This window comes from Rhodanobacter sp. PCA2 (genome assembly GCF_013620825.1).
Classification (GTDB): Bacteria; Pseudomonadota; Gammaproteobacteria; order Xanthomonadales; family Rhodanobacteraceae; genus Rhodanobacter_A.
The window spans coordinates 83,361-107,421 of record NZ_NJIC01000018.1 but is presented as its reverse complement, the minus strand read 5'-3'; the positions used below and the strand labels follow the sequence as shown (position 1 = coordinate 107,421).

Genomic DNA, 24,061 nt, shown 5'->3' with positions numbered 1-24,061 from the left:
CGTGGTCGCGGGTCAGGCATTCCAGCAGCAGCGAGGTCTCGCGGTAGGGCCGCGCGTGCAGCACGTAGGCGGGTTGCTGGTCCAGGTGCATGGACGGTCAGGAATTTGGGATCAGGGATCGGGGATGCGGTGGTCGGCAGCTTGCCAGCTTTTGCGAATCCCGAACCCCGTCAGTCGGTATAGCCGAACTTCTTCAGCATGGCCTCGTCGTCCACCCAGCCTTCGCGCACCTTCACCCACAGCTTGAGGAAGACCTTGCGTTCGAACAGGCGCTCCATGTGGCGGCGCGCGGCGCTGCCGATGGCCTTGAGCTGGGCGCCGCCCTGCCCGATCACGATGGCCTTCTGGCCGTCGCGCTCCACCCAGATCACGGCATGGATCTCGGCGACGCCGTCGGGACGGTCGTCGAACTGCTCGATCTCCACCGTGGTGGCGTACGGCAGCTCCTGGTCCAGCCGCAGCATGAGCTGCTCGCGCACCATCTCGGCGGCGAGGAAGCGCTCGCTGCGGTCGGTGATCTCGTCCTCGCCGTAGATGGGCGCGCGCACCGGCAGGCGGGCGAGGATGGCGCGCTGCAGCTCGGCCAGGCCCTTCTTCTTCAGCGCGCTGACGTAGTGGATCTCGTCGTAGGCGTGCTTCTCGCCCAGCGTGGCCACGAACGGCAGCAGCGCGGTCTTGTCCTTGCTGAGGTCGACCTTGTTGATGACCAGCAGGCGCGGCGCCTTCTGCTCGGTGAGCACGGCGTACAACGCCTCGTCCTCGTCGGTCCAGCGGCCGGCCTCGATCACCTGCACCACCAGGTCCACGTCGCTGATCGCCGCGCGTGCGGCGCGGTTGAGGCTGCGGTTCATCGCGCGCTTGGCGCCACGGTGCAGGCCGGGCGTGTCGACGTACAGCACCTGCCCCGCCTCGCTGCTGGCGATGCCGAGGATGCGGTGGCGGGTGGTCTGCGGACGCGGGCTGACGATGGAAAGACGGTAGCCGATCAGCGCGTTGAGCAGGGTCGACTTGCCCACGTTCGGCCGACCGGCCAGCGCGACCACGCCGCAGCGGTAGTCCGCGTGGGGCAGCGCGTCGTCGGTGCCGGATTCGATGGAGTGGTCCATGGGATGAAAGCTGCTCGGGCGGAAGTGGGGCATTGTAGTGCGCCGCCCGCGACCATGACGGCCGGCGCGACGCGCGGCGGAACGCTCAGGCCTTGCGCGACTGCTCGTGCAGGTGGCCCAGCACCAGCTCGGCGGCGTCCTGTTCGGCCTGCCGGCGGTTGGAGCCGCTGGCCTCGGCGCTGAACGACGCAGGCTCGGCCACCGTGCAGCGCACGTCGAAGACCTTGGCGTGGTCCTCGCCGCGGCTGTCGACCAGTTCGTACTGCGGCAGGGCGCAGCCCTTGCCCTGCAGCCATTCCTGCAGGCGCGTCTTGGCGTCCTTGGAGGAGCTGCGCAACGCGGCGATGCGCTCGCCGAACAGCTCGCGCACCAGTTGCCGGCAGGCATCGAGGCCGCCATCCAGGAACACCGCCGCCAGCGAAGCCTCGAACGCGTCGGCGAGGATGGAATCGCGGCGGAAACCGCCGCTTTTCAGCTCGCCGGGACCCAGCCGCAGCGCATCGCCCAGTTCCAGCTCGCGGGCGATCGCCGCCAGCGCCTGGCCGTTGACCAGTTGCGCGCGCAGCCGCGACAGCTCGCCCTCGCTGGCCTTGGGATGCGCCTCGTACAGCATTTCGGCGACGAACGCCCCCAGCAGGGCATCGCCGAGAAACTCCAGCCGTTCGTTGTTCGGCTTGCCGACGCTGCGATGGGTCAGCGCCAGCGCCGCCAGTTCGGGATCGCGGAAACGGTAGTTCAGGGTCAAGCGGAAAGGCTCATGCGGTGCGGATCACTCGTTCACGTTGCCCTGCAGCGGCACGCTCTTGTCGAAATGCAGCAGGAAGTCGATGTTGTACATGAACGGGACATCCTTGTCGTAGGCGACGTGCAGCACATTGGTGCCGCCGCTGTCGCGGCTGATCGTGATGTCGGTGGGCTTGATCGTGGCGTCGCTCACGTACTGGAAATCCATCTGGCGCAGCAGTTCGCGCCGGATCTCGTCCAGCGACTTGCCGCTGGTGCCGGAACTGGCGATGCCGTTCATCGCCTTCACCACGCCGCCGTACTCGGTATAGGCCGGCACCAGCTTCATCGCCATGTAGCCGAAGAAGCCCACCACCAGCAGGATCACCAGGAACCCGACCAGGGTCACGCCCGACTGTCTCGCTTTCATAGTCCCCTCGCTACGTGGCCGGCGCAGCCGGCTATGGGTTGTGTCGTGGACCGCATGCCCGCGCGGCGGCCGGGGCCGATTATGCCAGCGCCCGCGCGGGATGCAGCAGTGGCCGCATCACATCAGTGGATGACGGTGCCGATGCGGTGGAAGTCCACGCCGCCCGTGCCCCAGCCCTTCCAGCTCATCCAGACCATGAACGCCTTGCCCGCCAGGTTCTGCTCCGGCAGGCAGCCCCACCAGCGGCTGTCCGTGCTGTTGTTGCGGTTGTCGCCCATCACCAGGTAGCAGCCCGGCGGCACCTTGGATGGCACCACCGCGTTGGGGATGGAATTGGGCGTGGTGTAGGCCGGCATGCGCGCGATCATGTGGTTGACCACCTTGCCGTCCTCGCGCACCAGGTGCTCGGTCCACACCGTGGCGCCCATGTCCAGCATCAGGTGCTCCTCGTCGCGCTGGGGATTGCCCACGTAGGGTCCGATCTCGTCGGCCTGCACCGGCTTGCCGTTGATCATCAGGTCGGCGCCCTGGATCTCCACCGTGTCGCCGGGCAGGCCGATCACGCGCTTGATCCAGTTCTGGTTCGGCACCGGCGCCTGCGGGTCGGCACAGCTGATGTCGCCGCTGCGCACCAGCTTGCCGCCGGCGTCCCGGCACAGGAAGCCCGGGAAGCGGAACACCACCACGTCCCCGCGCTTCGGCTCGCCGAGATCGACGAACTTGGTGTTGAACGCCGGCAGGCGCAGGCCGTAGGCGAACTTGTTGACCAGGATGAAATCGCCCACGTCCAGGGTGGGCATCATCGAGCCGGAGGGAATGCGGAACGGTTCGGCCACGAAGGAGCGCAGCACCAGCACCGCCAGCACCACCGGGAACAGCGAGCGCGCCCAGTCCACCGGCGCCGGGTCGCGGTACTCGTTGCCTTCGGCGTCAAGGCGCGCCTTGCGCTTGCGGTAGAGGAACAGGCGGTCCAGCCCCCACACCACGCCGAACAGCACGGTGAGGGCCAGCAGAATGGCGGAAAAGTCGAATTCCATGCTTACTCCCGAAAGTGCCGCTTTCTTATTTGTCCGTACGCAACACGGCGAGGAAGGCTTCCTGCGGAATCTCCACCCGACCGACCTGCTTCATGCGCTTCTTGCCTTCCTTCTGCTTTTCCAGAAGCTTCTTCTTGCGGCTCACGTCGCCGCCGTAGCACTTGGCAAGCACGTTCTTGCGCAACGCCTTCACCGTGGAGCGCGCGATGATCTGCGCGCCGATGGCGGCCTGGATCGCCACGTCGAACTGCTGGCGCGGGATCAGGTCCTTCATGCGCTCCACCAGCTCGCGGCCGCGGCGGTCGGCGTGCGAGCGGTGCACGATCAGGCTGAGCGCGTCCACGCGGTCGCCGTTGATCAGCACGTCCACGCGCACGAACGGGCCGGCCTCGAAGCGCTCGAAGTGGTAGTCCATCGAGGCGTAGCCGCGCGACACCGATTTCAGGCGGTCGAAGAAGTCCAGCACCACCTCGGCCAGCGGCAGCTCGTAGGTGATCTGCACCTGGGTCGCCAGGTACTGGATGGACCGCTGCACGCCGCGCTTCTCCTCGCACAGCGTGATGATGTTGCCGATGTAGTCCGGCGGCGTGAGGATGCTGGCGACGATGATGGGCTCGCGGATCTCCCCGATCTGCGGCACCGGCGGCAGCTTGGCCGGGTTGTCCAGCGACAGCACCGTGCCGTCGGTCCTCAGCACCTCGTACACCACGGTGGGCGCGGTGGTGATGAGGTTGAGGTCGTACTCGCGCTCCAGGCGCTCCTGCACGATCTCCATGTGCAGCATGCCGAGGAAGCCGCAGCGGAAGCCGAAGCCCATCGCCTCGGAGCTTTCCGGCTCGAAGAACAGCGCGGCGTCGTTGAGGCGCAGCTTGTCCAGCGCCTCGCGCATCGCGGGGAAGTCGTCGGCGGAGACCGGGAACAGGCCGGCGAACACGCGCGGCTGCATGGTCTGGAAGCCGGGCAGCGGCTCGGAAGCGGGTTTGCCGGCATGCGTGAGCGTGTCGCCCACCGGGGCACCGTGCACGTCCTTGATCGAGGCGTTGATCCAGCCCACCTCGCCGGCGCGCAGCGCGTCCAGCTTCTTGCGCTTGGGCGTGAACACGCCCACCTCGTCCACCTCGTGGGTGCGCCCGGTGGACATCACCTGCAGCTTGTCGCCCGGCTTGATCTCGCCCTGCATCACGCGCACCAGCGACACCACGCCGAGGTAGTTGTCGAACCAGGAGTCGATGATCAACGCCTGCAGCCTGTCGGTGTCGCGCGGCCGGGGCGGCGGGATGCGCGCCACGATCGCTTCCAGCACCTCGATCACGTTGAGGCCGGTCTTCGCGCTGATCGCCACGGCGTCGGTGGCGTCGATGCCGATCACCGCCTCGATCTCGCCCTTCACCTTGTCGATGTCGGCGGTGGGCAGGTCGATCTTGTTGAGCACCGGCACCACTTCCAGGCCCATCTCCACCGCGGTGTAGCAGTTCGCGACGGACTGCGCCTCCACGCCCTGCGCGGCGTCCACCACCAGCAGCGCGCCCTCGCAGGCGGCCAGCGAACGGCTCACCTCGTAGGAAAAATCCACGTGGCCGGGCGTGTCGATGAAGTTGAGCTGGTAGGTCTTGCCGTCGCGCGCCTTGTACGGCAACGACACCGACTGCGCCTTGATCGTGATGCCGCGCTCGCGCTCGATCGGGTTGTTGTCCAGCACCTGCGCTTCCATCTCGCGCGCGGCCAGGCCGCCGCAGATCTGGATGATGCGATCCGCCAGCGTGGACTTGCCGTGATCGATGTGGGCGATGATGGAGAAATTGCGGATCAGTTCCATGGAGCGCGCGGAGCCAGCCTTGCCTCGGGGATGCCGCCGGAATGGCGACACTAACCCCGTATTGTGGCATGGAATCAGTGATTTCCGCCGCCCCGTCGCGCTGCGTGTTCTCCGTTTCCCGAACGACGCCGGGCGGGGCGATCCGTGCGACCGCCCCGCCCGGCGCCAGCGGCCGTCACTTGTCGGTCGGTACCGTCAGGCCGATGAAGCGGTTCTGCCCGTCCCGGTGCACGAGCAGCAGCACGGTGGAACCGGCCTTCACCTCCCTGGTCGCGGCCCGGAACTCCTCCACGCTGCCCACCGCCTGCTGGTTGACCATCAGGATCACGTCGCCCGGCTGCAGTCCGGCCTGGGCGGCGACCTCGCCGGTGACATCGCCGACCAGCACGCCCTGCCCCGGCTTCAGGCCCAGCTGCTTGCGGGTGGCGGCGTCCAGCGACTGCACGGTGAGCCCCAGCGCGGCGCTGCCGCTGCTTGCGCCCGGCGTCGTCGTGCCGCCATTCGCCACCGCGTTCTGGTCGCGCGGCATGGCGCCCACGGTGACCTGGACGGTCTGCTTCTTGCCATTGCGCAGGATTTCCACCGGCACGCGCGTACCGGGCTTGGTCAGGCCCACCAGCGGCGGCAGGTCCCCGGGACTGCGGATGGCCTGGTGGTCGTAGTTGAGGATGATGTCGCCAGGCTGCAGTCCGGCCTTCTCGGCACCGCTGTCCGGCGTCACCTGGGCCACTGCGGCACCCGCCGCATCGGGCAGCTTGTATGCCTTCTCCATGTCGTCGCTGACCGGCTGGACCATCACGCCCAACTGGCCGCGCGTCACGTAGCCCTTGGTCTTGAGCTGGTCCACCGCGTTCATCGCCACGTCGATCGGGATCGAGAACGCCACGCCCTGGTAGCCGCCGGTGCCGGAATAGATCTGCGAGTTGATGCCCACCACCTGGCCTTGCAGGTTGAACAGCGGACCACCGGAATTGCCGCGGTTGATCGGCACGTCGGTCTGGATGAACGAGGTGTAGGGCTGGTCCTGCCTGCCCAGGTTGCGACCCACGGCGCTCACGATGCCCTGGGTCACGGTGTAGTCGAAGCCGAACGGCGAGCCTATCGCCAGCACCCACTGCCCCGGTTTCAGGCTGCGCGAATCGCCGATGCTCACCATGGGCAGGCTGCTGCCCGCGCTGACCTTCAGCAGGGCGATGTCGTAGGCGGGGTCGGTGCCCACCACCTTGGCGTCCAGGGTGCGCTGGTCCTGCAGGCGCACGGTCACCTTGTCCGCGTCGGCCACCACGTGGTTGTTGGTGAGGATGTAGCCGTCGGTGGAGATGATGAAGCCCGAACCCAGCGAGGTATGCGCCTGCTCCGCCGGCGACGGCATCATCGGCATGCCGAAGAAGCGGCGGAACATCTCGGCCTGCGGGTCGTTCGGCATGGCTTGGGTCGGCACGCCGCGCAGCTTGGGCTTGCCGCCGCTGTACTTCGCCTCCACCTGCACCACCGCCGGCGCGTTCTTCTGCACGATGCCGGTGAAGTCCGGCAACGCAGCCGCGCCCGCCACCGGCTCGGCCTGCGCCGCAGGCACGGCCGAGGCCGCTGCCGGAACGGCCGTCGCCATGCCGGCGAGGGCGCAACAGACCAGCAGGCTCAGCCCGGAGCTGCGCAAGGTGGATGATTTCATGACGCCTCCTGAGTTGTCGCTACGAGGGAATGAATGGGCGCACGCCGCCAGCGGCCCGGGACGGGCCGTGGGCGAACGGATGGGATTTGCAGCGGTGGACGGACCGCGCGACGCGCACGCGGTCGAGCCTCAGCGGGCGCTGCCGCTGCCCTGGCGCGCAGCGTCCGGCACCTGTTGCTGGGCAGGGTCGAGCAGGATGAGGTAGCTGCCGTCGTGGTTGTCCAGCGTGCGGTAACGCTGGGCGCGGAACGGCGACATGCCGCGGCTGCCGTAGGGCGAGGACAGGCTGCCGCCCACCGGCGCCCCCAGCGTGGCCGAGGCGCGCTGGCTGAGCAGGCCGGGCGCCTTGCCGCTCAGCCACGGCGGCACCACTGCCACGTCGGGCTGCGGCGCGGCGGCCACCGGCGCGCTGCGCACCGGCATGCCCGGCGCGGCCTGCGCCATCTGCGGCGCGGCGTGGCGCTCGGCGTCGCCGGTGGGCTGGGTCACCATCAGGGCCGCGGCGGCCACGCTGGCCGCGATCGCGCCACCGGCGGACCAGCGCAGCCAGCGGTGCCGCGGGGCGGCGGCCGCGACCGATTCCTGCTCGATCGCCAGCATCACCCGCGACACGAAACCGGCCTCGGCCAGCGGCGGCAACTGCCGGCGCAGCCCGTCGCGGGCCACGTGGTAGCTCGCCCAGGTGCGGCGCAGTTCGCCATCGTGGTCGAGCCGCCGCAGCAGGAAACGCAGTTCCTCGTGCGACAGTTCGCCGTCGATGCCGGCCGAAAGGTGCTCGCGCGCATGCTGATGCTGGTCTGGCTGGTTCATTTCTGCTCCTCGCGATCCGACAACAGCGGTCGCAACTTCTCGTCTATCGCCTCGCGGGCCCGGAAGATGCGCGAACGCACCGTACCGATCGGGCAGCCCATCGCTTCGGCGATTTCCTCGTAGCTCAGACCGTCCACCTCGCGCAGCGTGATGGCCACCCTGAGTTCCTCGGGCAGCGATTGGACAGTGGAAAACACCGAATGTTCAATCTCCTGCCGCATGAGTTCCCGCTCGGGGGTGGCGCTGTCGTGCATGCGCTCGGCGCCGGAGAGAAACACGGCGTCTTCCGCGTCGATGTCGTCGGTGGGCGGACGGCGCCCCATCGCCACCAGATGGTTCTTGGCGGTGTTCACCGCGATCTTGTACAGCCAGGTGTAGAACGCGCTGTCGCCGCGGAACGAGCCGATGGCGCGCCAGGCGCGGATGAAGGACTCCTGGGCGATGTCCTCGCATTCGGCATGGCTCCTCACATAGCGCGAGACCAGCCCGATCACCTTGTGCTGGTACTTGCGCACCAGGAGGTCGAAGGCGCGCTTGTCGCCGCCTTGAACGCGTTCGACCAGTGCCCGGTCCAGTTCGTTTTCGCCCGTGCGGGCCGTATCCGTCGTCAATGCCGTTTTCCGCTGCGGAGCTGGTGCCAGAACGAGCGCGCTGCTCAGACCGGGGCCGGGCGCGCAAGTTCAGCGTCGCGCGCAAGTGTAGCGACTTCACCCTGACGCACGGGCCTGCCATTGGTTGACCTTGCGCCCTGCCGCAATGGGATGGGGGCGCGGCGCGCCGGGCTCAAGCCGGGACGGTGGCGTCCTGCAGCCCGAGCAGGTTCTGGCGCTCGTCCAGCAGCCGGCTGAAGGAGACCACCGGCAGCGGGCGGCAGAACAGGTAGCCCTGCAGCTCGTCGCACTGGTGCGCGCGGAGGAAGGCCAGGTGCTGCTCGGTCTCCACGCCCTCGGCGACCACGCTGCGGTTGAGCCGGTGCGCCATTTCGATGGTGGCGCGCACGATCGCCTCGTCGTCCGGATCCACGCCGATGTTGCGCACGAAGCTCTGGTCGACCTTGATGCGGTCGGCCGGCAGCTTGCGCAGATAGTCCAGCGAGGCGGCGCCGGTGCCGAAGTCGTCGATCGCGATGCGACAGCCCAGCCGGTGCAGCGCCTGCAGGTTCTCCACCAGGTTCGGCGCGGCCTTGATGCTGATGCTTTCGGTGATCTCCAGTTCCAGCAGGGTGGGATCGAGTCCGCTTTCCTGCAGCGCCCGGAACACCGTGGCCGGCAGCTTGGGTTCCATCAGTTGCAGGGCGGACAGGTTCACGCCCAGGCGCAGGCGCAGGCCGTGGCGCTGCTCCCATTCCTGCGCCTGCCGGCAGGCCGTGCGCAGCACCCACTCGCCGATCGGCACGATCAGCCCGGTTTCCTCGGCCAGCGGCACGAACACCGCGGGACTGATCGGCCCCAGTTCGGGATGCTCCCAGCGCAGCAGCGCCTCCATCCCCACGATGTCCTCGCTGTCGGTGCCCACCTGGGGCTGGTAGACCAGCCGCAGTTCGCCGTTGCCCAGCGCGTGGCGCAGGCGCGAGCGCAGCGCCATGCCGTGCTCGCGCGCGTATTCCGGGCTCACCTCGTAGATGCGGCAGGTGTTGCGGCCCTGGCGCTTGGCGGCGTACATCGCCTCGTCGGCATGCTTGAGCAGGGTTTCCGCGTCGGCTGCGTCGTCCGGGAAAAAGCTGACGCCGATCGACACGCCGATCTGCAGGCGCGTGCCGTTCTCCAGCGCCAGCGGCTCGCTTATCACCTGCAGGATCTTCTCGGCGACCCGCTGCACGTCGTCGTTCTTCACGATGTGGCGCAGCACCACGGTGAACTCGTCGCCGGCATAGCGCGCCACCGTGTCGGAGGCGCGCACGCTGCCGCGCAGGCGGCGGGTGACTTCCTGCAGCACCTGGTCGCCGGCGGCGTGGCCGTGCGTGTCGTTGATCGCCTTGAAATGATCGATGTCCACGAACAGCACGGCGAAGCACTCGCCGTTGCGCACCGCCTCGCGCAGGATCGACTCCAGCCGGTCGCCGAACAACAGCCGGTTCGGCAGCCCGGTGAGCGCATCGAGCAGGCCTTCGGCGCGTCCCTGCTCGCGGGTGAGCCCCAGTTCCAGGCCCTGCGCGAAGCGGGCTGCCGCACAACGCAGCAGCGGCTCGACGATCGCCATGTCGCCGAAGCCGCGCCGGATGCCGGCCAGCATCGCGCCGAGCACCACCCGGCGCTCGTCCAGCAACGGCAGGCCCACGAAACCGGACAGATCCAGCAAGGGCAGCAGCGCATCGGCGGGAGCGCGCTGCCTCGCCGCGTCGCGGTACAGCACCACCTCGCCGTCGAGGACGCGCTGCAGCAGCGCCTGAGCCTCCACCGGCGGCCAGGCCGGCTCCGTCCCGTTCCACAGCTGCAGCAGCGGCACGGGATATTCGCCACCCTCGTTGCGCACCGGCCACACCGCGAGGTAGTCCAGCGCCAGTTCGTCGAACAGCAGCCGCGCGGTGGCGTCGCGGGTGGCGCCGCCGCCGCTGGTGGCGAAGATGCGCGCCAGCAGGGCGAGCGCGCGCTCCGCCGCACCCGGAACCGGCGCCGGCGTCGGTTCCGTCGCCGCCGGGAGTTCCCGCCAGCGGGTCAGCAGATCGGCCTCGATCCGCGCGGCAGGCAGCCAGCCGGCCAGGCCGTCGGGCAGCTGCGCCGGCTGCAGCGGCGCCTCCTCGTCGAGCACCGCCAGCAGCGGCACGCCGACGGCGGCGCCCAGGGTGCGCAGTTGCTCGCAGCAATGGCGCGCCTGCGCCTCCTCGGGCCCCAGCACGGCCACCATCAGCTCCAGCGGCTGGCGCCCCTCCAGCAGGATCGCCGCATGCTGGGCATCGCGGGCGCTGTGGATGTGCCGGCATCCCGCCTGGTCGAACACGTCGAACAGGCGGCGGCGCAGATCGCGCCGTGCGGCCAGTACGAGAATACCTGTGCCTGTGCCCATGCCTGCCTCGCTCAACTCAGCCAGCGGCCGTCGCGCAGGCGCAGGCGCTGCGGCAACTGGGGCTCGCTGTCGATGCAGGTGATCAGTTCGCCCAGTTGCTCGACCAGGGCCAGCGGCGCATTGAGCAGCACCACCCGGCGCAGGTGGCCGGTGGTCGCCCGCGCGAGTTGCCGCAGCAGCGCGAGATCGGCCGGGGCCAGCGGCAGCTCCAGTTCCTGCAGCACGTAGACGCCGAAATGCATGCTCTGCTGCATGTAGCGCAGCGCCTGGCCCAGGCGCTGCGCATCGGGCACGCGCGCATGCGCGTCGCGCAGGCTGGACAACCCGTCGCCCTGCTGCCAGACGTACACCGCCTGCCCGCTGTGGCGGGCGATGTTGCGGAACTGCTCGAGCAAGGCCACGCCGTCCTCGCTGCGCACGGCCACCACCCCGGCCGGCGCGGCCAGGATCCGTTCGAAGACATCATGGCCGGAAGATGGCAACGGCATATCCATCATCGACGTCATCGTGGCTCCCCGAGTCGTTCAGAGGCTGCCGGCGCAATGCCGGGCCAGCAGCCGGCTCCCATGGCACATTTTCCATGGTTTGCGTCCATCTTGGGGCCTGACTGCCACCAGGGAGGGCGAACCCATTCACATTCGACCTATAGGAAAAGTCTGAAAATCGTCGCAAGCCCGTGCGCCGCACCCGCCGATGCCCGGCCGGCACGCATCTCGCATTCCTCCGGACGGGACGGTATGGTTCGGGCTCCGTCCACCACCTTTTCGACCGCCCCATGTTCGAAGGATTGCGCTTCAACCACTGGAAGACCAGCCTGGACGAGCGCGGTTTCGTCACGCTCAGCCTCGACCGCGCCGGCAGCAGTGTCAACGCGATCAGCCGCGCCGTGCTCGACGAACTGGGCCAGATCGTCGAGCGGCTGGCAATCGAGAAACCGGCCGGGGTGATCATTCATTCCGCCAAGCCCTCCGGTTTCGCGGTGGGCGCGGATATCAAGGAATTCGTGGAGTACGCGAAACAGGGCAGCGTGCTGGACAACATCGAGAACGGTCAGCAGGTGTACGAGGCGCTGGCCCGCTTGCCCTGCCCCACGGTTGCCGCCGTGCATGGCGCCTGCATGGGCGGCGGCACGGAACTGATCCTGGCCTGCGGCCAGCGCATCGCCGCGGACGACGAGCGAACCCGGATCGCCCTGCCCGAGGTGATGCTCGGCATCCATCCCGGCTGGGGCGGCACGGCGCGCCTGCCGCGGCTGATCGGCGCACCCGAGGCGTTGCCCCTGATGCTCACCGGCAGGGCGTTGTCGGCGAAACGTGCGCTGGCGCTCGGCGTGGTCGACCGCGTGGCGCCTGCCGACGAGTTGCTGGCCGAGGCGCGCGCCCTGCTGCGCCGTCCGCAGCCGCGGCCGTTCGCGCGACGCGCCAAGGCCTGGCTCACCAATTGCTGGCCCGCGCGGCAGATCCTCGCGCCGATGGTGATGAAGCAGACCGCCGCCAAGGTGCGCAAGGAACACTATCCCGCCCCGTTCGCGCTGATCGACGTGTGGCAGCGCGGTGGCGGCGACATCCGGCAGCGGCTGAAGCTGGAGGCGCGTTCGGTGGCGAAGCTGGCGCAGACGCCCACCGCGCACAACCTGATCCGCGTGTTCCTCCTGCAGGAGCGGCTGAAGAACCAGGGCGCCGGCGCCGAGCACGGCATCGAGCGGGTGCACGTGGTGGGTGCGGGCGTGATGGGCGGCGACATCGCCGCGTGGGCCGCGCTCAAGGGTTTCGCGGTCACCCTGCAGGATCGCGAGCTGAAGTTCGTCCAGCCTGCGCTGGACCGTGCCCGTGTGCTGTACGAGAAGAAGCTGAAGGCGCCGGAAAAGATCGAGGCCGCCACGCGCCGCCTGCGCGCCGACGTGGAAGGTGCCGGCATCAAGGACGCCGACCTCGCCATCGAGGCGATCTACGAGAATGCCGAGGCCAAGGAAGCGCTGTACGCCAGCATCGAACCGCAATTCAAGGCCGAGGGAATCCTCGCCAGCAACACCTCCAGCATTCCGCTGGACGAGCTGCGCAGGAACCTCACGTCGCCCCGGCGTTTCCTGGGCCTGCACTTCTTCAACCCGGTGGCGCAGATGCCGCTGGTCGAGGTGGTGCGCCACGACGCGCTCGACCCGGCCATCGAGAAACGCGCACTGGCCTTCTGCAAGGCCATCGGCAAGCTGCCGGTGGCGGTCAAGGGCACGCCCGGCTTCCTGGTCAACCGCATCCTGATGCCCTACCTGCTGGAGGCGCTGCGCCTCTACAACGAGGGCGTGCCCGGCCCCGTGCTGGACAAGGTGGCGAAGCAGTTCGGCATGCCGATGGGACCGATCGAGCTGGCCGACACGGTCGGCCTCGATGTGTGCGCGTCGGTCGGCAAGGAGCTGGCGCCCTTCCTCGGACTCGAACTGCCGCCTGGCCTGGAGGAAAAACTCGACGCGGGCAAGCGCGGCAAGAAAGACGGCCAAGGGCTCTACGTGTGGCAGGACGGCAAGCCGATCAAGCCGGAAGTCGATCCCGACTACAGCCCGGCGCCCGACCTCGCCGACCGCATGATCCTGTCCATGGTGAACGAGGCGGTGGCCTGCCTCGCCGACGGCGTGGTGGACGATGCCGACCTGCTCGACGCCGGCGTGATCTTCGGCACCGGCTTCGCACCGTTCCGCGGCGGCCCGATCCAGTACCTGCGCAGCGAAGGCGTCGAGGTGGTGAAGGCGAAGCTGGAACAGCTGGCCCAGCGCCACGGCGCCCGATTCACTCCGAAGGAAGGCTGGGATCATCCGGCACTGGCAGCCAGCGCCGATATCCCCTGAAACCTTCCGCTTGCGGGCAGCCACGAGATCCGCGGTCGACATCGACGCCTTTCTTGCCACTTCCTGCTGGTAGGAGAAGGTGATGTCCGCAAGGCCAAATACCCGCGCCGTTGAAAACATGCCGGGCGTCACCCGTTGCCTGCCGCGTACCGATGCGCGCTCCCACCGGAATGCCGTCAGCGGGAACGTTGATACCGCGATTGCCTGAAGCCGTCGGATTCAGGGGCGTGGCACTGCAGGTCGCGCGCGCTTTCAACGGCGGAGAGCGCTCTCCAGGGCGCCAGAAAGAAGCAGGATCGGCGTAAGCAGTCGCCGATCCGTCAACACCGTCTTGCGTCGACGCGCATCATGTCCACGCCACGGCAAACCACGCTGCCGCGCGTGCAGCCGAAACCGGCCAGCGCATCATGGGAATGGGGATACGGCCGCGCCGACGCGCGCCACCCGGAGCGGACGCGCTTCGCGCCGCCGTTTCTCCGCATGAGGAATTTCAACCGGGCCGCGGTTGCGTGGATGGCGAAGCCGGTTCACCACACCAGGTCGTCGGGCACACCGTCGTCGTCGCTGGCGGCCGCGCCGGGTTCGACCAGCAAGGCCAGGAGATGCGCGTCGATCGTCCGCACCTGTTCGGCGATCTCGCGGCCGACCAGCACGTAGCGCCCCGCCTGCTGCACCACGCCCAGCTCGCCGGCGTTGAGCGCCGCGAGCTGGTCCGCATCCACGTGGATGCGCCGGATCTTGCCGCCGTACTCGAAGTTGCGCACCAGCTCGGTCTCGGCCTTGTTCAGGGCCTTGCCTTCCAGAAGCTGCTGGATCTTCAGCTTGCGCTCTCGACGCAGGCGCGCCTGTTCCTCGGCTTCCTGCTGGGCACGCTTGCGTTCGTTCGCCTCGGTCTGGGCGCGGATCGCGTAGGCCTTGGCAAGGTCGATGTCTTCCTGGCTGCGGCGCGGCGCCGGCTGCTTGCCGCCGTGACCCTGGGGCTTGCCTGCCGGCCTGCCCTTGCTTTCGGCGCCGCGCTTTTTTTCCTCGCGGACTTGCTTGACGAGACCGCTCTTCAGCAGCTGGTCGCGCAGGGATTCGGCCATGATCGTGATCCGGTGTGTCTGGTGTTTTTCGTTGGCGATCGTCCATGATCGCGAAGATCAAACGGGCGGTCGTCCATGGCCGCACTCTTCCATTTTTTTGCGTTCGTCCATGATCGCGAGGATCAAACGGGCGGCCGTCCATGCCGCACTCTTCCATTTCTTGCGACCGTCCATGATCGCGAAGATCAAACGGGCGGCCATCCATGCCGCACTCTTCCATTTTTTGCGATCATCCATGATCGCGAAGATCAAACGGGCGGCCATCCATGCCGCACTCTTCCATTTTTTGCGATCATCCATGATCGCGAAGATCAAACGGGCGGCCATCCATGCCGCACTCTTCCATTTTTTGCGATCATCCATGATCGCGAAGATCAAACGGGCGGCCATCCATGCCGCACTCTTCCATTTTTTGCGATCATCCATGATCGCGAAGATCAAACGGGCGGCCATCCATGCCGCACTCTTCCATTTTTTGCGATCATCCATGATCGCGAAGATCAAACGGGCGGCCATCCATGGCCGCACTCTTCAATAGTGCGGCGGCGGCGGTTCGCTGTGCGGGTCATGCCCGGCGCCCAGGCGCACGCTCTGCAGTTCCTGGCGCAGCAGGTGAAGCAGGCGTTCCAGTTCGACGATGCGCATGGCCTGGTCGGCATCGGCGGCGGCCAGCGCCTGCACGGTGTCGTCGATGAAGGTCAGCCGCACTTCCAGATCGGCGAGGCGCCGCTCGATCGCGTCCATCAGCGCGCCACCCGCAGGCTGCGGCCGCGGCCTATGCCGTAGTAGGCCAGGCCGGCCTCTTCCACCACGGCGGGGTCGTAGAGGTTGCGGCCGTCGAAGACCGCCGGCGTGCCCAGTGCGGCGCGAATGCGCGCGAAGTCCGGGCTGCGGAACGCCTTCCACTCGGTGACGATGGCCAGCACGTCGGCGCCCTGCAACGCATCGTAGGCGTGCTCGCACAGCACCAGGTCGGCACGCTCGCCGTAGATGCGCCGGGTTTCCTCGCGAGCCTCCGGGTCGAAGGCCCGCACTTGCGCACCGGCGGCCCACAGCGCCTCCATCAGGCGGCGGCTGGAGGCTTCGCGCATGTCGTCGGTATTCGGCTTGAAGGCAAGGCCCCAGAGCGCGATGGTCTTGCCCTTCAGGTCGCCGTCGAAGTGGCGCGAGATCAGCTCGAACAGCTTGGTCTTCTGGTCGTGGTTCACCGCCTCGACGGCGCCGAGCAGGCGCGCCTGGTAGCCCACGCCGCGCGCGGTGCGCTCCAGCGCCTGCACGTCCTTGGGAAAACACGAGCCGCCGTAGCCGGCGCCGGGATAGATGAAGTGGTAGCCGATGCGCGGATCGGCGCCGATGCCCTGGCGCACCAGCTCCACGTCGGCGCCCACGCGCTCGGCGATGTTCGCGACCTCGTTCATGAAGCTGATCTTGGTGGCCAGCATCGCGTTGGCGGCGTACTTGGTCAGCTCCGCGGAACGCTCGTCCATCACCACGGTGCGCTCGTGGTTGCGGTTGAACGGCGCGTACAGCTTGCGCAGCACGGCCACGGCGTGCGCGCTGGAGCTGCCGATCACGATGCGGTCGGGGCGCAGGCAATCCTCCACCGCGTCGCCTTCCTTGAGGAACTCGGGGTTGGAGACCACGTCGAACTCGACGCCCGCGCCACGCGACGCCAGTTCCGTCGCGATCGCCGTGCGCACGCGGTCGGCCGTGCCCACCGGCACGGTGGACTTGTTCACCACCACGGCGTAGCGATCGAGGTGCTGGCCGATGGTCCTGGCCACGCCCAGCACGTACTGCAGGTCGGCGCTGCCATCCTCGTCGGGCGGCGTGCCCACGGCGATGAAGATCACCTCGCCGTGCGCGATCGCCGGCGCGGCATCGGTGGTGAAATCGAGCTGGCCGCCGGCATGGTTGCGCCGGACGATGGGCTCCAGGCCGGGTTCGTAGATCGGAATCTCGCCGCGCCTCAGCCGCTCGACCTTGCCGGCGTCGATGTCGACGCAGACCACGTGGTTGCCCATCTCGGCGAGGCAGGCGCCGGTGACCAGGCCGACATAGCCGGTGCCGAAGATCGTGACTTTCATCGTGCTGCCGATTCCTGTGGAACGCGAACGCGCATTCTAACCGCGCGGTCGTTACGGGGGACGGACAAAACAAGAGGGCGCGAATCGCTTCGCGCCCTCTCGCGGCCGGTGGCCTGCGCCAGGATTACTTCTGCGCAGGCGCCGCCGGCGTGGCCTTGGTGCTGACCAAGGTGACGTCGAAGATCAGCGTGGCGTTCGGCGGCATCGGCGGCTGCGGCTCGGCGCCGTAGGCCAGGGCCGACGGGATGAACAGCTTGTAATGGCCGCCCACCTGCATCAGCTGCAGGCCTTCGCGGAAGCCGGGGATCACACCGGCCAGCGGGATGTCGGCCGCGCCCGGCGGATTGTGCTTGGACGAGGCATCGAACACCTGGCCGTCCACGAAGGTGCCGGTGTAGTCGATCTTCACGGTGTCGTTGGGACCCGGACGGGCGCCGGTGCCCTGGCTGATCACCTGGTACTGCAGGCCCGAGGCGGTGGTCTTCACGCCCGGGGCGGTCTTGTTCTTGGCCAGGAAGGCGTCGCCCTCGGCCTTGTTCTTGGCCGCCAGCTTGGTCATCTCGGCTTCGTACTTGGCCTTGATCTTGGCCATGAAGGCGTCATGCACCTGCTTGGCCTCGGCCTCGCTCATGGTCGGCTTCTGGCCCGACAGGGCGGCCTTCACCGCATTCGACACGGCGGTCGGGTCCAGCTCGTCGCGCATGATCGGCGGAACCTGGGAAGCAATCTCCCAGCCCACCACGTAGCTGGCCTTGGCCTTGTCGACCGTGCCGGCAGCGGCCTTGGTGGTCGTCTGGGCGGCGCACACACCCGCCGACATGCCCAGCGCCACGGCCATCGCAACCGTGGTCAGCGTGGGACGCAGAAAATGCTTCATCTGAAACTTCCTCGTGTTGGATATGCCGGTGCCGCCGGCCGGGCCCCCACTGCGGAGGCATGGTCGCCAATTGTGAGGCGGCTGCGCCGGGCTTGCAATCGGGTCTGGCTGGGACAGTCAAGCCCCGGAAAGGTTCAGCGCGCCCGGATCGGCAGCTCCGGGCGGCGCCTCCCCCGCCCCGGTTCAGGACGGATCGCCCGGCCGGGGCGTCTCGGGCTTGTCCAGCGTCTCCTTCAGGGCGGCCTGCAAGCGGGCGTGCAGCTTCACCAGCGAGCGCCACAACACCACCGCCAGCACCACGCCGACCACCAGCAGCGATAGCGCCACCCCGCGCGGCGGCAGTATCGTCGCCCCCAGGGCGCTCACCAGCAGGGCCAGCACGAACAGGGTGGCCAGCGGAATGATCCGCGCCAGCACGCTGCGGATCCGGTGCGTGTAGGCGCCGGCGAAGCGTTCGCGTATGCCCAGCTCGGCCAGCAGCATGCCCAGGGCCTCGGCCTTGCGGTACACCGCGATCAGCATGGGCAGCGACAGGAACAGCGCGGCGGCCCAGATCAGCTCGTGACGCAGATCGCGTTCGATGCCCAGCTGGCTGAACCAGCTCCAGCCATGCGAGTTCACGTAGGCGCCGATCAGGAACAGCGTGACCACCAGCAGCACGTTCACCGCGATATGCCACAGCAGCCGGCGCAGCATGGCCGCCAGCACCGCGTTCTCGTCCACCGGCTTCAGGTTCTCCAGCCAGCCGCTGTAGCTCTCGACCAGCAGGCGCATGGAGTGCGGCGTGACGCGCGACAAGCCGTCGGCCAGGCGGTCGGCCGAACGCCCCAGGTACGGCGACGCCGCCATGCACAGCACCGACACCGCCACCGCGATCGGGTAGAGGAAATCGCTGATCGCGCCCAGCGAGAGGCCCAGCGTGGCGATCACGAACGAGAACTCGCCGATCTGCGCCATGCTCAGCCCCGACCGCAGCGCGGTGCGCGCATCGTGCCCCACGGCAAGGATGCCGACGCTGCAGGCCAGCGTCTTGCCGACGATCACCACGGCGGCGATCAGCAGCGCCGGCAGCACGTATTGCCCCAGCATCGCCGGGTCGATCTTCAGGCCGATCGCGACGAAGAACAGCGCCGCGAACATGTCGCGCAACGGTTCGACCAGGTGCAGCACACGGTCTACGCTGCGCGACTCGGCCACCACCGCGCCGGCGAGGAAGGCGCCGAGCGCCACGCTGAAGCCCATCCACACCGCCAGCAGGCTGGCGCCGAAACAGATGCCCAGCACGCTGACCAGCAGGGTTTCGTCGCGGCCGAAACCGGCCACGTAATCCACCAGCCGCGGCAGCAGCAGCAGGCCCAGGATCATCCCCACCAGCACGAACAGGCCGAGGTGGCCGACCAGCGCGAGCGCGGTGTCCGCCTGCACGCTGCCGCCGATCGCCACCGCGGTGAGCAGGGTCAGCATCACGATGGTGAGCACGTCCTCCGCCACCAGCAGGCCCACCACCAGCTTCGCGAACGACTGCCCCTGCAACCCGCCTTCCTTGAGGTTGCGGGTGGCGACCATGGTGGAGGAAAGCGCGATGATCGCGCCCAGGAACAGCGCGTCTATGCCCTTCCAGCCGAACAGGTGGCCCAGGCCCATGCCTATCCACAGCATCAGGCCCACTTCCAGCACCGCCACCGCGAGCACGCCTATGCCCACTTCGCGCAGCTTGCGCACGCTGAACTCCAGGCCCAGCGTGAACATCAGCAGCACCACGCCGAGGTTGGAGATGTCGTCGATCGCGCGCGGATCGGCCACCAGCATGCCCGGGGTATGCGGGCCGATCAGCACGCCGGCGAGGATGTAGCCCAGCAGCACCGGCTGGCGCAGCCGCTGGAACAGCACCGTGGTGGCGCCGGCCACCAGCATCACCATTGCGAGGTCGCGGATGAAGCCGATCTCGTGCATGTCTTCCTCTCGTCGCGTATGGACGGGAAGCTTAAACGATGGCCTCCGCGAACCGGGATCGGCCGACCGCATCCATGGTGACGCAGGCCTGCCTGTCCACGTGAAGATTTCTGGAAAAAAAGCTTGACGGAACTGTGACCCCCACCTATCCTTTGCGGCTTCCAGCGGCGGGGCCATAGCTCAGCTGGGAGAGCGCCTGCATGGCATGCAGGAGGTCGGCGGTTCGATCCCGCCTGGCTCCACCAACCCGATCCGTCCCCATCGTCTAGAGGCCTAGGACATCACCCTTTCACGGTGGCGACCGGGGTTCGAATCCCCGTGGGGACGCCAAGTCGACAACGCAGTAGCAGTCAAAAATGTGGAGCGGTAGTTCAGTCGGTTAGAATGCTGGCCTGTCACGCCGGAGGTCGCGGGTTCGAGTCCCGTCCGCTCCGCCACCGATAAACAAGAAAGCCGCCTTCGGGCGGCTTTCTTGTTTATCGGGATTGTCCTGCGCCCGCTCCGGCATGCACCGATGCACCAACGGCCGCACGGCTCTGCGTGGCAACTGCCGCGCTTGCCGGTGAGTACGGGAAGCAGAAGCCGTCTCCCGCTTCCATACTCCTTCAGGGGCCCTGCTGTTCCCCGCGCCCCGCCGACGTCCCGCGACACGGCTCCAGCGTGCCGCTGGAATGCCCTTGCTCGGCCAGGTACTCCAGCCAGCGCGCAAGAAAGCCGTTCATCTGCAGGCGGTGCTGGAACACCGTATGCGCCGGCGCGAACGGGCCCAGCACCTGCCACAGATGCCGGCCCGGATGGCAATGCAGCGCTTCGGCCACATGGGCGTCCGTATACATGCGCAACTGCGCCGACGGCGCGCGGTGGCCGGTATGCGCGTCGACGAAGTCGTAGGTGAGCTCCAGCTCCAGCGTATAGGGATGGCGCTCCTGCACGGCCAGATGCACGTTGAGTCCGTCGTCCACGTTCGACACGTACCGCCCGGGCGCCAGTTCCTGGGGCGCGAACAACCTGGTCAGGCGGTGGTAGTTCTCCGCATACAACCCCATCAGGAACTCGAACCGTCCCGGCAGCAGGCTGTGGCGATCGTCGAGTACGGCACTCATGGCAGGGACTGGCTACTCCGATGCGGTTTCAGTACATGGTGCGCTCGATGCCGAAGCTCGCGAAGATCTTGCTCGCGATCTCCTCGATCGAGACATGCGTGGTGTTGAGGAACGGAATGCCGGCCTGGCGCATCAGCCGGTCGGCCTGCTCCAGTTCCCAGCGGCACTGCTTGAGCGTGGCGTAGCGGCTGCCGGCGCGGCGCTGCTCGCGGATCTGCGCCAGCCGCTCGGGCTCGATGGTCAGCCCGAACAGGCGGTCGCGGTACGGCCGCAGGCGCGCGGGCAGTTCCAGCTTTTCCAGGTCCTCGTCGGTCAACGGGTAATTGGCGGCGCTGACGCCGTAATGCAAGGCCATGTACAGGCAGGTCGGCGTCTTGCCCGAACGCGACACGCCGACCAGGATCAAGTCGGATTGCGCGTAGTCCACGTCGATGCCGTCGTCGTGCGTCAAAGCGTAGTTGGTGGCATTGATGCGCGCCTCGTACTTGTCGAAATCCACCAGGCCATGCGAGCGGTTCACCGCACCGGAGCGCTTGGCGCCCAGCTCCGCTTCCAGCGGACCGATGAACGGCGCGAACACGTCCAGCATCAGCGCGCCACTCGCGCCCACGATCTCGCACAGCGCGCGGTCGGCCATGGTGTTGACCACGATGGGCCGCTCGCCGCTCTTCGCGTAATGGGTCTTGATGCGCAGCGCGGCCGCTTCCGCCTTGTGCGCGTCGTCGATGAAAGGCAGCCGGTGCTTGTCGAAGCGCACGCCCTCGAACTGCGCCAGGATGCTGTTGCCTATCGTCTCCGCGGTGATGCCGGTGGAGTCGGAAATGAAGAAGACCGTGCGTTGCATGAAGAGTCCGATCGTCGGGAAAGCTGCCTGCCGGGCACCTTAGCGCAAGCCCCGAAAACTGTCGCCGGTCGCCCGGAGCGCCGCGCGAGGATGGCAGCCAGCCCGGAGAATCATCCGCATGCATGCCGTCCACGCCGACTCCCGACTGACTGGTATGCAGTTGGCGCGGCGCCGGTTGGCATTGGTCTTCTTGTGCTTCGCACCATCGACAGCAGACAATACCAATCCTTTGCAAGCCGCTTCGCGCCTTCGTTGTGCGAGCATTCCACTCTTTACCGCCCTTCCCTCTAGGAGATTGCCTTGAACCACCTGGTGCTTTGGCTCGACCAACTGCGCATGACCGACCTCGGCAAGGTCGGCGGCAAGAACGCGTCGCTGGGCGAAATGATCGGCAACCTCGCCAAGCTCGGGGTGTCCGTGCCCGGCGGCTTCGCCACCACGGCCGACGCGTTCCAGCAGTACCTGGAAAAGAGCGGCGTGGCCAAGCGCATCCAGGCCCGCCTGGCCGACCTCGACGTGGACGACGTGGACGCGCTCACCCGGGCCGGCAAGGAAATCCGCGAATGGGTCACCGAGACCCCGCTGCCGGCCGAGCTCGACCAGGCGGTCCGCGACGCCTACGCCAAGCTCTGCAAGGACGCCGGCGCCGACGACATCGCCGTGGCCGTGCGCTCCTCCGCCACCGCCGAGGACCTGCCCGACGCCAGCTTCGCCGGCCAGCAGGAAACCTTCCTCAACGTGGTCGGCATCGAGGACGTGCTGCACAAGGTGAAGGAAGTCTTCGCCTCGCTGTACAACGACCGCGCCATCGCCTACCGCGTGCACCAGGGCTTCGCCCACGAGAACGTGTTCCTCTCCGCCGGCGTGCAGTTGATGGTGCGCTCGGACGTGGGCGCCTCCGGCGTGCTGTTCACGCTGGACACCGAGTCGGGCTTCCGCGACGTGGTGTTCGTCACCGGCAGCTACGGCCTCGGCGAGATGGTCGTGCAGGGCGCGGTGAACCCCGACGAGTTCTACGTGTTCAAGCCCACGCTCAAGGCCGGCAAGCCCGCGGTGCTGCGCCGCAATCTCGGCGCCAAGCAGCTGCGCATGGTGTATTCCAGCCAGCCCGGCGAGCGCGTGCGGACCGAGGACACCCCGGCCGAACTGCGCAATCGCTTCTGCATCAGCGACGCCGACGTGGAATCGCTGGCGAAGCAGGCGCTGATCATCGAGCAGCACTACGGCCGCCCGATGGACGTCGAGTGGGCGAAGGACGGCCATACCGGCAAGCTCTACATCGTGCAGGCCCGCCCGGAGACGGTGAAATCGCGCGCCCAGGCCACCCAGCTGGAGCGCTTCAGCCTCAACGAGAAGGGCAAGGTGCTGGCCGAGGGCCGCGCGATCGGCCAGAAGATCGGCGCCGGCAAGGCGCGCGTGATCCGCTCGCTCGCCGACATGAACAAGGTGCAGCCCGGCGACGTGCTGGTGGCCGACATGACCGACCCCGACTGGGAGCCGGTGATGAAACGCGCCAGCGCCATCGTCACCAACCGCGGCGGCCGCACCTGCCACGCGGCGATCATCGCCCGCGAACTCGGCGTACCGGCCGTGGTGGGCACGCACAACGCGCTGGACAGCATCCCCGACGGCGCCGACGTCACCGTGTCCTGCGCCGAGGGCGACACCGGCACGATCTACGCCGGCCAGCTGAAGTTCGAGCGCATCACCGCCGACCTCGGCGCGATGCCCGAGGCGCCGCTGAAGATCATGATGAACGTGGCCAACCCCGAACGCGCGTTCGACTTCGGCATGCTGCCGAACGCCGGCATCGGCCTGGCCCGCCTGGAAATGATCATCGCCAGCCACATCGGCGTGCACCCGAAGGCGCTGCTGGAATACGGCAAGCAGGACGCCGAGACGAAGGCGAAGATCGACGCGCGCATCGCCGGCTACGCGGGTCCGGTCGAGTTCTACGTGGACCGCCTCGCCGAAGGCATCGCCACCATCGCCGCCTCGGTGTACCCGAAGCCGGTGATCGTGCGCATGAGCGACTTCAAGTCCAACGAATACGCCAACCTGCTCGGCGGCTCGCGCTACGAGCCGCACGAGGAGAACCCGATGATCGGCTTCCGCGGCGCCAGCCGCTACGTCGATCCCAGCTTCGCCGAGGCGTTCGGGCTGGAGTGCAAGGCGGTCAAGCGCGTGCGCGAGACCATGGGCATGGACAACGTGTGGGTGATGATTCCCTTCGTGCGCACGCTCGAGGAAGGCCGCAAGGTGCTCGATGTGCTGGCGAAGAACGAGCTCAGGCAGGGCGAGCACGGCCTCAAGGTCATCATGATGTGCGAGGTGCCCTCCAACGCCCTGCTCGCCGACGAATTCCTCGACATCTTCGACGGCTTCTCCATCGGCTCCAACGACCTCACCCAGCTCACCCTGGGCCTGGACCGCGATTCCTCCATCGTCGCCAGCCTGTTCGACGAGCGGAACCTCGCGGTGAAGAAGCTGCTGGCCATGGCCATCCAGACCGCACGCGCCAAGGGCAAGTACGTCGGCATCTGTGGCCAGGGCCCCAGCGACCACCCCGACCTCGCCGAATGGCTGATGGACCAGGGCATCGAATCCGTGTCGCTGAACCCCGACACCGTGGTCGACACCTGGCTGCGGCTGGCCCGGAAAAAGGCCGGCTGAGGC

The 24,061-nt window shown here is 67.9% G+C and carries 21 protein-coding genes and 3 tRNA genes; 5 read left to right on the top strand and 19 right to left on the bottom strand.

What is annotated here, in order from left to right:
* From PCA_RS07180 to PCA_RS07130, 11 genes are all read right to left on the bottom strand, one after another.
* Positions 1-91, bottom strand: a 91-nt coding sequence (locus PCA_RS07180; RefSeq protein WP_181301908.1) for a recombination protein O N-terminal domain-containing protein, incomplete at its 3' end; no start/stop codon positions are given.
* 79 nt (positions 92-170) lie between these two features.
* Positions 171-1,106, bottom strand: coding sequence for a GTPase Era (gene era / locus PCA_RS07175; RefSeq protein ID WP_181301907.1), 936 nt, complete (start codon positions 1,104-1,106; stop codon positions 171-173).
* 85 nt (positions 1,107-1,191) lie between these two features.
* A complete protein-coding gene (rnc, locus tag PCA_RS07170) occupies positions 1,192-1,851 on the bottom strand; it encodes a ribonuclease III (RefSeq protein WP_181301906.1) in 660 nt (219 codons plus the stop codon).
* A 24-nt stretch (positions 1,852-1,875) separates the two neighbouring features.
* Complete coding sequence (locus PCA_RS07165; protein ID WP_181301905.1) at positions 1,876-2,259, bottom strand: DUF4845 domain-containing protein; 384 nt, start codon at positions 2,257-2,259, stop codon at positions 1,876-1,878.
* A gap of 122 nt (positions 2,260-2,381) precedes the next feature.
* The gene (gene lepB, locus PCA_RS07160) at positions 2,382-3,296 is read right to left on the bottom strand and encodes a signal peptidase I (RefSeq protein WP_181301904.1); all 915 of its coding nucleotides are present in this window, start codon (positions 3,294-3,296) and stop codon (positions 2,382-2,384) included.
* 25 nt (positions 3,297-3,321) lie between these two features.
* On the bottom strand, positions 3,322-5,112 hold the full coding sequence (gene lepA, locus PCA_RS07155) for a translation elongation factor 4 (RefSeq protein WP_181301903.1): 1,791 nt from the start codon (positions 5,110-5,112) through the stop codon (positions 3,322-3,324).
* A 175-nt stretch (positions 5,113-5,287) separates the two neighbouring features.
* Positions 5,288-6,784: a DegQ family serine endoprotease gene (locus PCA_RS07150; RefSeq protein WP_181301902.1), complete on the bottom strand. Its 1,497-nt coding sequence runs from the start codon at positions 6,782-6,784 to the stop codon at positions 5,288-5,290.
* A gap of 129 nt (positions 6,785-6,913) precedes the next feature.
* Positions 6,914-7,594: a sigma-E factor negative regulatory protein gene (locus tag PCA_RS07145; RefSeq protein ID WP_181301901.1), complete on the bottom strand. Its 681-nt coding sequence runs from the start codon at positions 7,592-7,594 to the stop codon at positions 6,914-6,916.
* Positions 7,591-8,205 (bottom strand): RNA polymerase sigma factor RpoE, encoded by a 615-nt coding sequence (gene rpoE, locus PCA_RS07140; RefSeq protein WP_181301900.1) that lies wholly within the window; start codon positions 8,203-8,205, stop codon positions 7,591-7,593. Before rpoE ends, PCA_RS07145 begins: the two co-directional genes overlap by 4 nt.
* A gap of 172 nt (positions 8,206-8,377) precedes the next feature.
* Complete coding sequence (locus tag PCA_RS07135) at positions 8,378-10,597, bottom strand: bifunctional diguanylate cyclase/phosphodiesterase (protein ID WP_181301899.1); 2,220 nt, start codon at positions 10,595-10,597, stop codon at positions 8,378-8,380.
* Positions 10,598-10,608: 11 nt separating this feature from the next.
* Positions 10,609-11,103, bottom strand: a complete 495-nt coding sequence (locus PCA_RS07130; RefSeq protein WP_181301898.1) for a hypothetical protein — start codon at positions 11,101-11,103, stop codon at positions 10,609-10,611.
* Positions 11,104-11,372: 269 nt separating this feature from the next.
* Here PCA_RS07130 and PCA_RS07125 point away from each other — a divergent pair, with 269 nt between their 5' ends.
* Entirely contained in the window at positions 11,373-13,436 is a 2,064-nt protein-coding gene (locus PCA_RS07125; protein WP_181301897.1) for a 3-hydroxyacyl-CoA dehydrogenase NAD-binding domain-containing protein, read from the top strand.
* Between the two features lie 527 nt (positions 13,437-13,963).
* On the opposite strand, the gene PCA_RS07120 is transcribed toward PCA_RS07125, so the two are convergent.
* The 6 genes from PCA_RS07120 to PCA_RS07095 all read right to left on the bottom strand — a co-directional run bounded on the left by PCA_RS07120 (position 13,964) and on the right by PCA_RS07095 (position 19,438).
* On the bottom strand, positions 13,964-14,521 hold the full coding sequence (locus PCA_RS07120; protein WP_181301896.1) for a DUF2058 family protein: 558 nt from the start codon (positions 14,519-14,521) through the stop codon (positions 13,964-13,966).
* A gap of 57 nt (positions 14,522-14,578) precedes the next feature.
* Positions 14,579-15,037 (bottom strand): hypothetical protein, encoded by a 459-nt coding sequence (locus PCA_RS07115; RefSeq protein ID WP_181301895.1) that lies wholly within the window; start codon positions 15,035-15,037, stop codon positions 14,579-14,581.
* A 15-nt stretch (positions 15,038-15,052) separates the two neighbouring features.
* Positions 15,053-15,265, bottom strand: coding sequence for a SlyX family protein (locus tag PCA_RS07110; protein WP_181301894.1), 213 nt, complete (start codon positions 15,263-15,265; stop codon positions 15,053-15,055).
* On the bottom strand, positions 15,265-16,608 hold the full coding sequence (locus tag PCA_RS07105; protein WP_181301893.1) for a UDP-glucose/GDP-mannose dehydrogenase family protein: 1,344 nt from the start codon (positions 16,606-16,608) through the stop codon (positions 15,265-15,267). Before PCA_RS07105 ends, PCA_RS07110 begins: the two co-directional genes overlap by 1 nt.
* 124 nt (positions 16,609-16,732) lie before the next feature.
* A complete protein-coding gene (locus PCA_RS07100; protein ID WP_181301892.1) occupies positions 16,733-17,485 on the bottom strand; it encodes an FKBP-type peptidyl-prolyl cis-trans isomerase in 753 nt (250 codons plus the stop codon).
* Positions 17,486-17,668: 183 nt separating this feature from the next.
* Entirely contained in the window at positions 17,669-19,438 is a 1,770-nt protein-coding gene (locus PCA_RS07095; protein ID WP_181301891.1) for a cation:proton antiporter, read from the bottom strand.
* Positions 19,439-19,607: 169 nt separating this feature from the next.
* Here PCA_RS07095 and PCA_RS07090 point away from each other — a divergent pair.
* The 3 genes from PCA_RS07090 (at position 19,608) to PCA_RS07080 (ending at position 19,875) form a co-directional block, all read left to right on the top strand.
* Positions 19,608-19,683: transfer RNA gene (locus PCA_RS07090), tRNA-Ala, on the top strand.
* Between the two features lie 9 nt (positions 19,684-19,692).
* Positions 19,693-19,768, top strand: a tRNA-Glu gene (locus tag PCA_RS07085).
* A 30-nt stretch (positions 19,769-19,798) separates the two neighbouring features.
* Positions 19,799-19,875: transfer RNA gene (locus tag PCA_RS07080), tRNA-Asp, on the top strand.
* Positions 19,876-20,043: 168 nt separating this feature from the next.
* On the opposite strand, the gene PCA_RS07075 is transcribed toward PCA_RS07080, so the two are convergent.
* Positions 20,044-20,541, bottom strand: coding sequence for a DUF1249 domain-containing protein (locus PCA_RS07075; RefSeq protein ID WP_181301890.1), 498 nt, complete (start codon positions 20,539-20,541; stop codon positions 20,044-20,046).
* 28 nt (positions 20,542-20,569) lie between these two features.
* The gene (locus PCA_RS07070; protein ID WP_181301889.1) at positions 20,570-21,385 is read right to left on the bottom strand and encodes a pyruvate, water dikinase regulatory protein; all 816 of its coding nucleotides are present in this window, start codon (positions 21,383-21,385) and stop codon (positions 20,570-20,572) included.
* Positions 21,386-21,685: 300 nt separating this feature from the next.
* Between PCA_RS07070 and ppsA the strand changes: the two genes are divergently transcribed.
* Positions 21,686-24,058, top strand: a complete 2,373-nt coding sequence (ppsA, locus tag PCA_RS07065) for a phosphoenolpyruvate synthase (protein WP_181301888.1) — start codon at positions 21,686-21,688, stop codon at positions 24,056-24,058.
* The last annotated feature ends 3 nt before the right edge of the window (positions 24,059-24,061 follow it).

Bases quoted from the DNA above. Each gene is read 5' to 3' on its own strand.
- era (WP_181301907.1), bottom strand. From the start codon at position 1,106: ATGGACCACTCCATCGAATCCGGCACCGACGACGCGCTGCCCCACGCG.
- PCA_RS07165 (WP_181301905.1), bottom strand. From the start codon at position 2,259: ATGAAAGCGAGACAGTCGGGCGTGACCCTGGTCGGGTTCCTGGTGATC.
- lepB (WP_181301904.1), bottom strand. From the start codon at position 3,296: ATGGAATTCGACTTTTCCGCCATTCTGCTGGCCCTCACCGTGCTGTTC.
- lepA (WP_181301903.1), bottom strand. From the start codon at position 5,112: ATGGAACTGATCCGCAATTTCTCCATCATCGCCCACATCGATCACGGC.
- PCA_RS07150 (WP_181301902.1), bottom strand. From the start codon at position 6,784: ATGAAATCATCCACCTTGCGCAGCTCCGGGCTGAGCCTGCTGGTCTGT.
- PCA_RS07145 (WP_181301901.1), bottom strand. From the start codon at position 7,594: ATGAACCAGCCAGACCAGCATCAGCATGCGCGCGAGCACCTTTCGGCC.
- PCA_RS07135 (WP_181301899.1), bottom strand. From the start codon at position 10,597: ATGGGCACAGGCACAGGTATTCTCGTACTGGCCGCACGGCGCGATCTG.
- PCA_RS07130 (WP_181301898.1), bottom strand. From the start codon at position 11,103: ATGACGTCGATGATGGATATGCCGTTGCCATCTTCCGGCCATGATGTC.
- PCA_RS07125 (WP_181301897.1), top strand. From the start codon at position 11,373: ATGTTCGAAGGATTGCGCTTCAACCACTGGAAGACCAGCCTGGACGAG.
- PCA_RS07120 (WP_181301896.1), bottom strand. From the start codon at position 14,521: ATGGCCGAATCCCTGCGCGACCAGCTGCTGAAGAGCGGTCTCGTCAAG.
- PCA_RS07115 (WP_181301895.1), bottom strand. From the start codon at position 15,037: ATGGCCGCCCGTTTGATCTTCGCGATCATGGATGATCGCAAAAAATGG.
- PCA_RS07110 (WP_181301894.1), bottom strand. From the start codon at position 15,265: ATGGACGCGATCGAGCGGCGCCTCGCCGATCTGGAAGTGCGGCTGACC.
- PCA_RS07105 (WP_181301893.1), bottom strand. From the start codon at position 16,608: ATGAAAGTCACGATCTTCGGCACCGGCTATGTCGGCCTGGTCACCGGC.
- PCA_RS07100 (WP_181301892.1), bottom strand. From the start codon at position 17,485: ATGAAGCATTTTCTGCGTCCCACGCTGACCACGGTTGCGATGGCCGTG.
- PCA_RS07095 (WP_181301891.1), bottom strand. From the start codon at position 19,438: ATGCACGAGATCGGCTTCATCCGCGACCTCGCAATGGTGATGCTGGTG.
- PCA_RS07075 (WP_181301890.1), bottom strand. From the start codon at position 20,541: ATGAGTGCCGTACTCGACGATCGCCACAGCCTGCTGCCGGGACGGTTC.
- PCA_RS07070 (WP_181301889.1), bottom strand. From the start codon at position 21,385: ATGCAACGCACGGTCTTCTTCATTTCCGACTCCACCGGCATCACCGCG.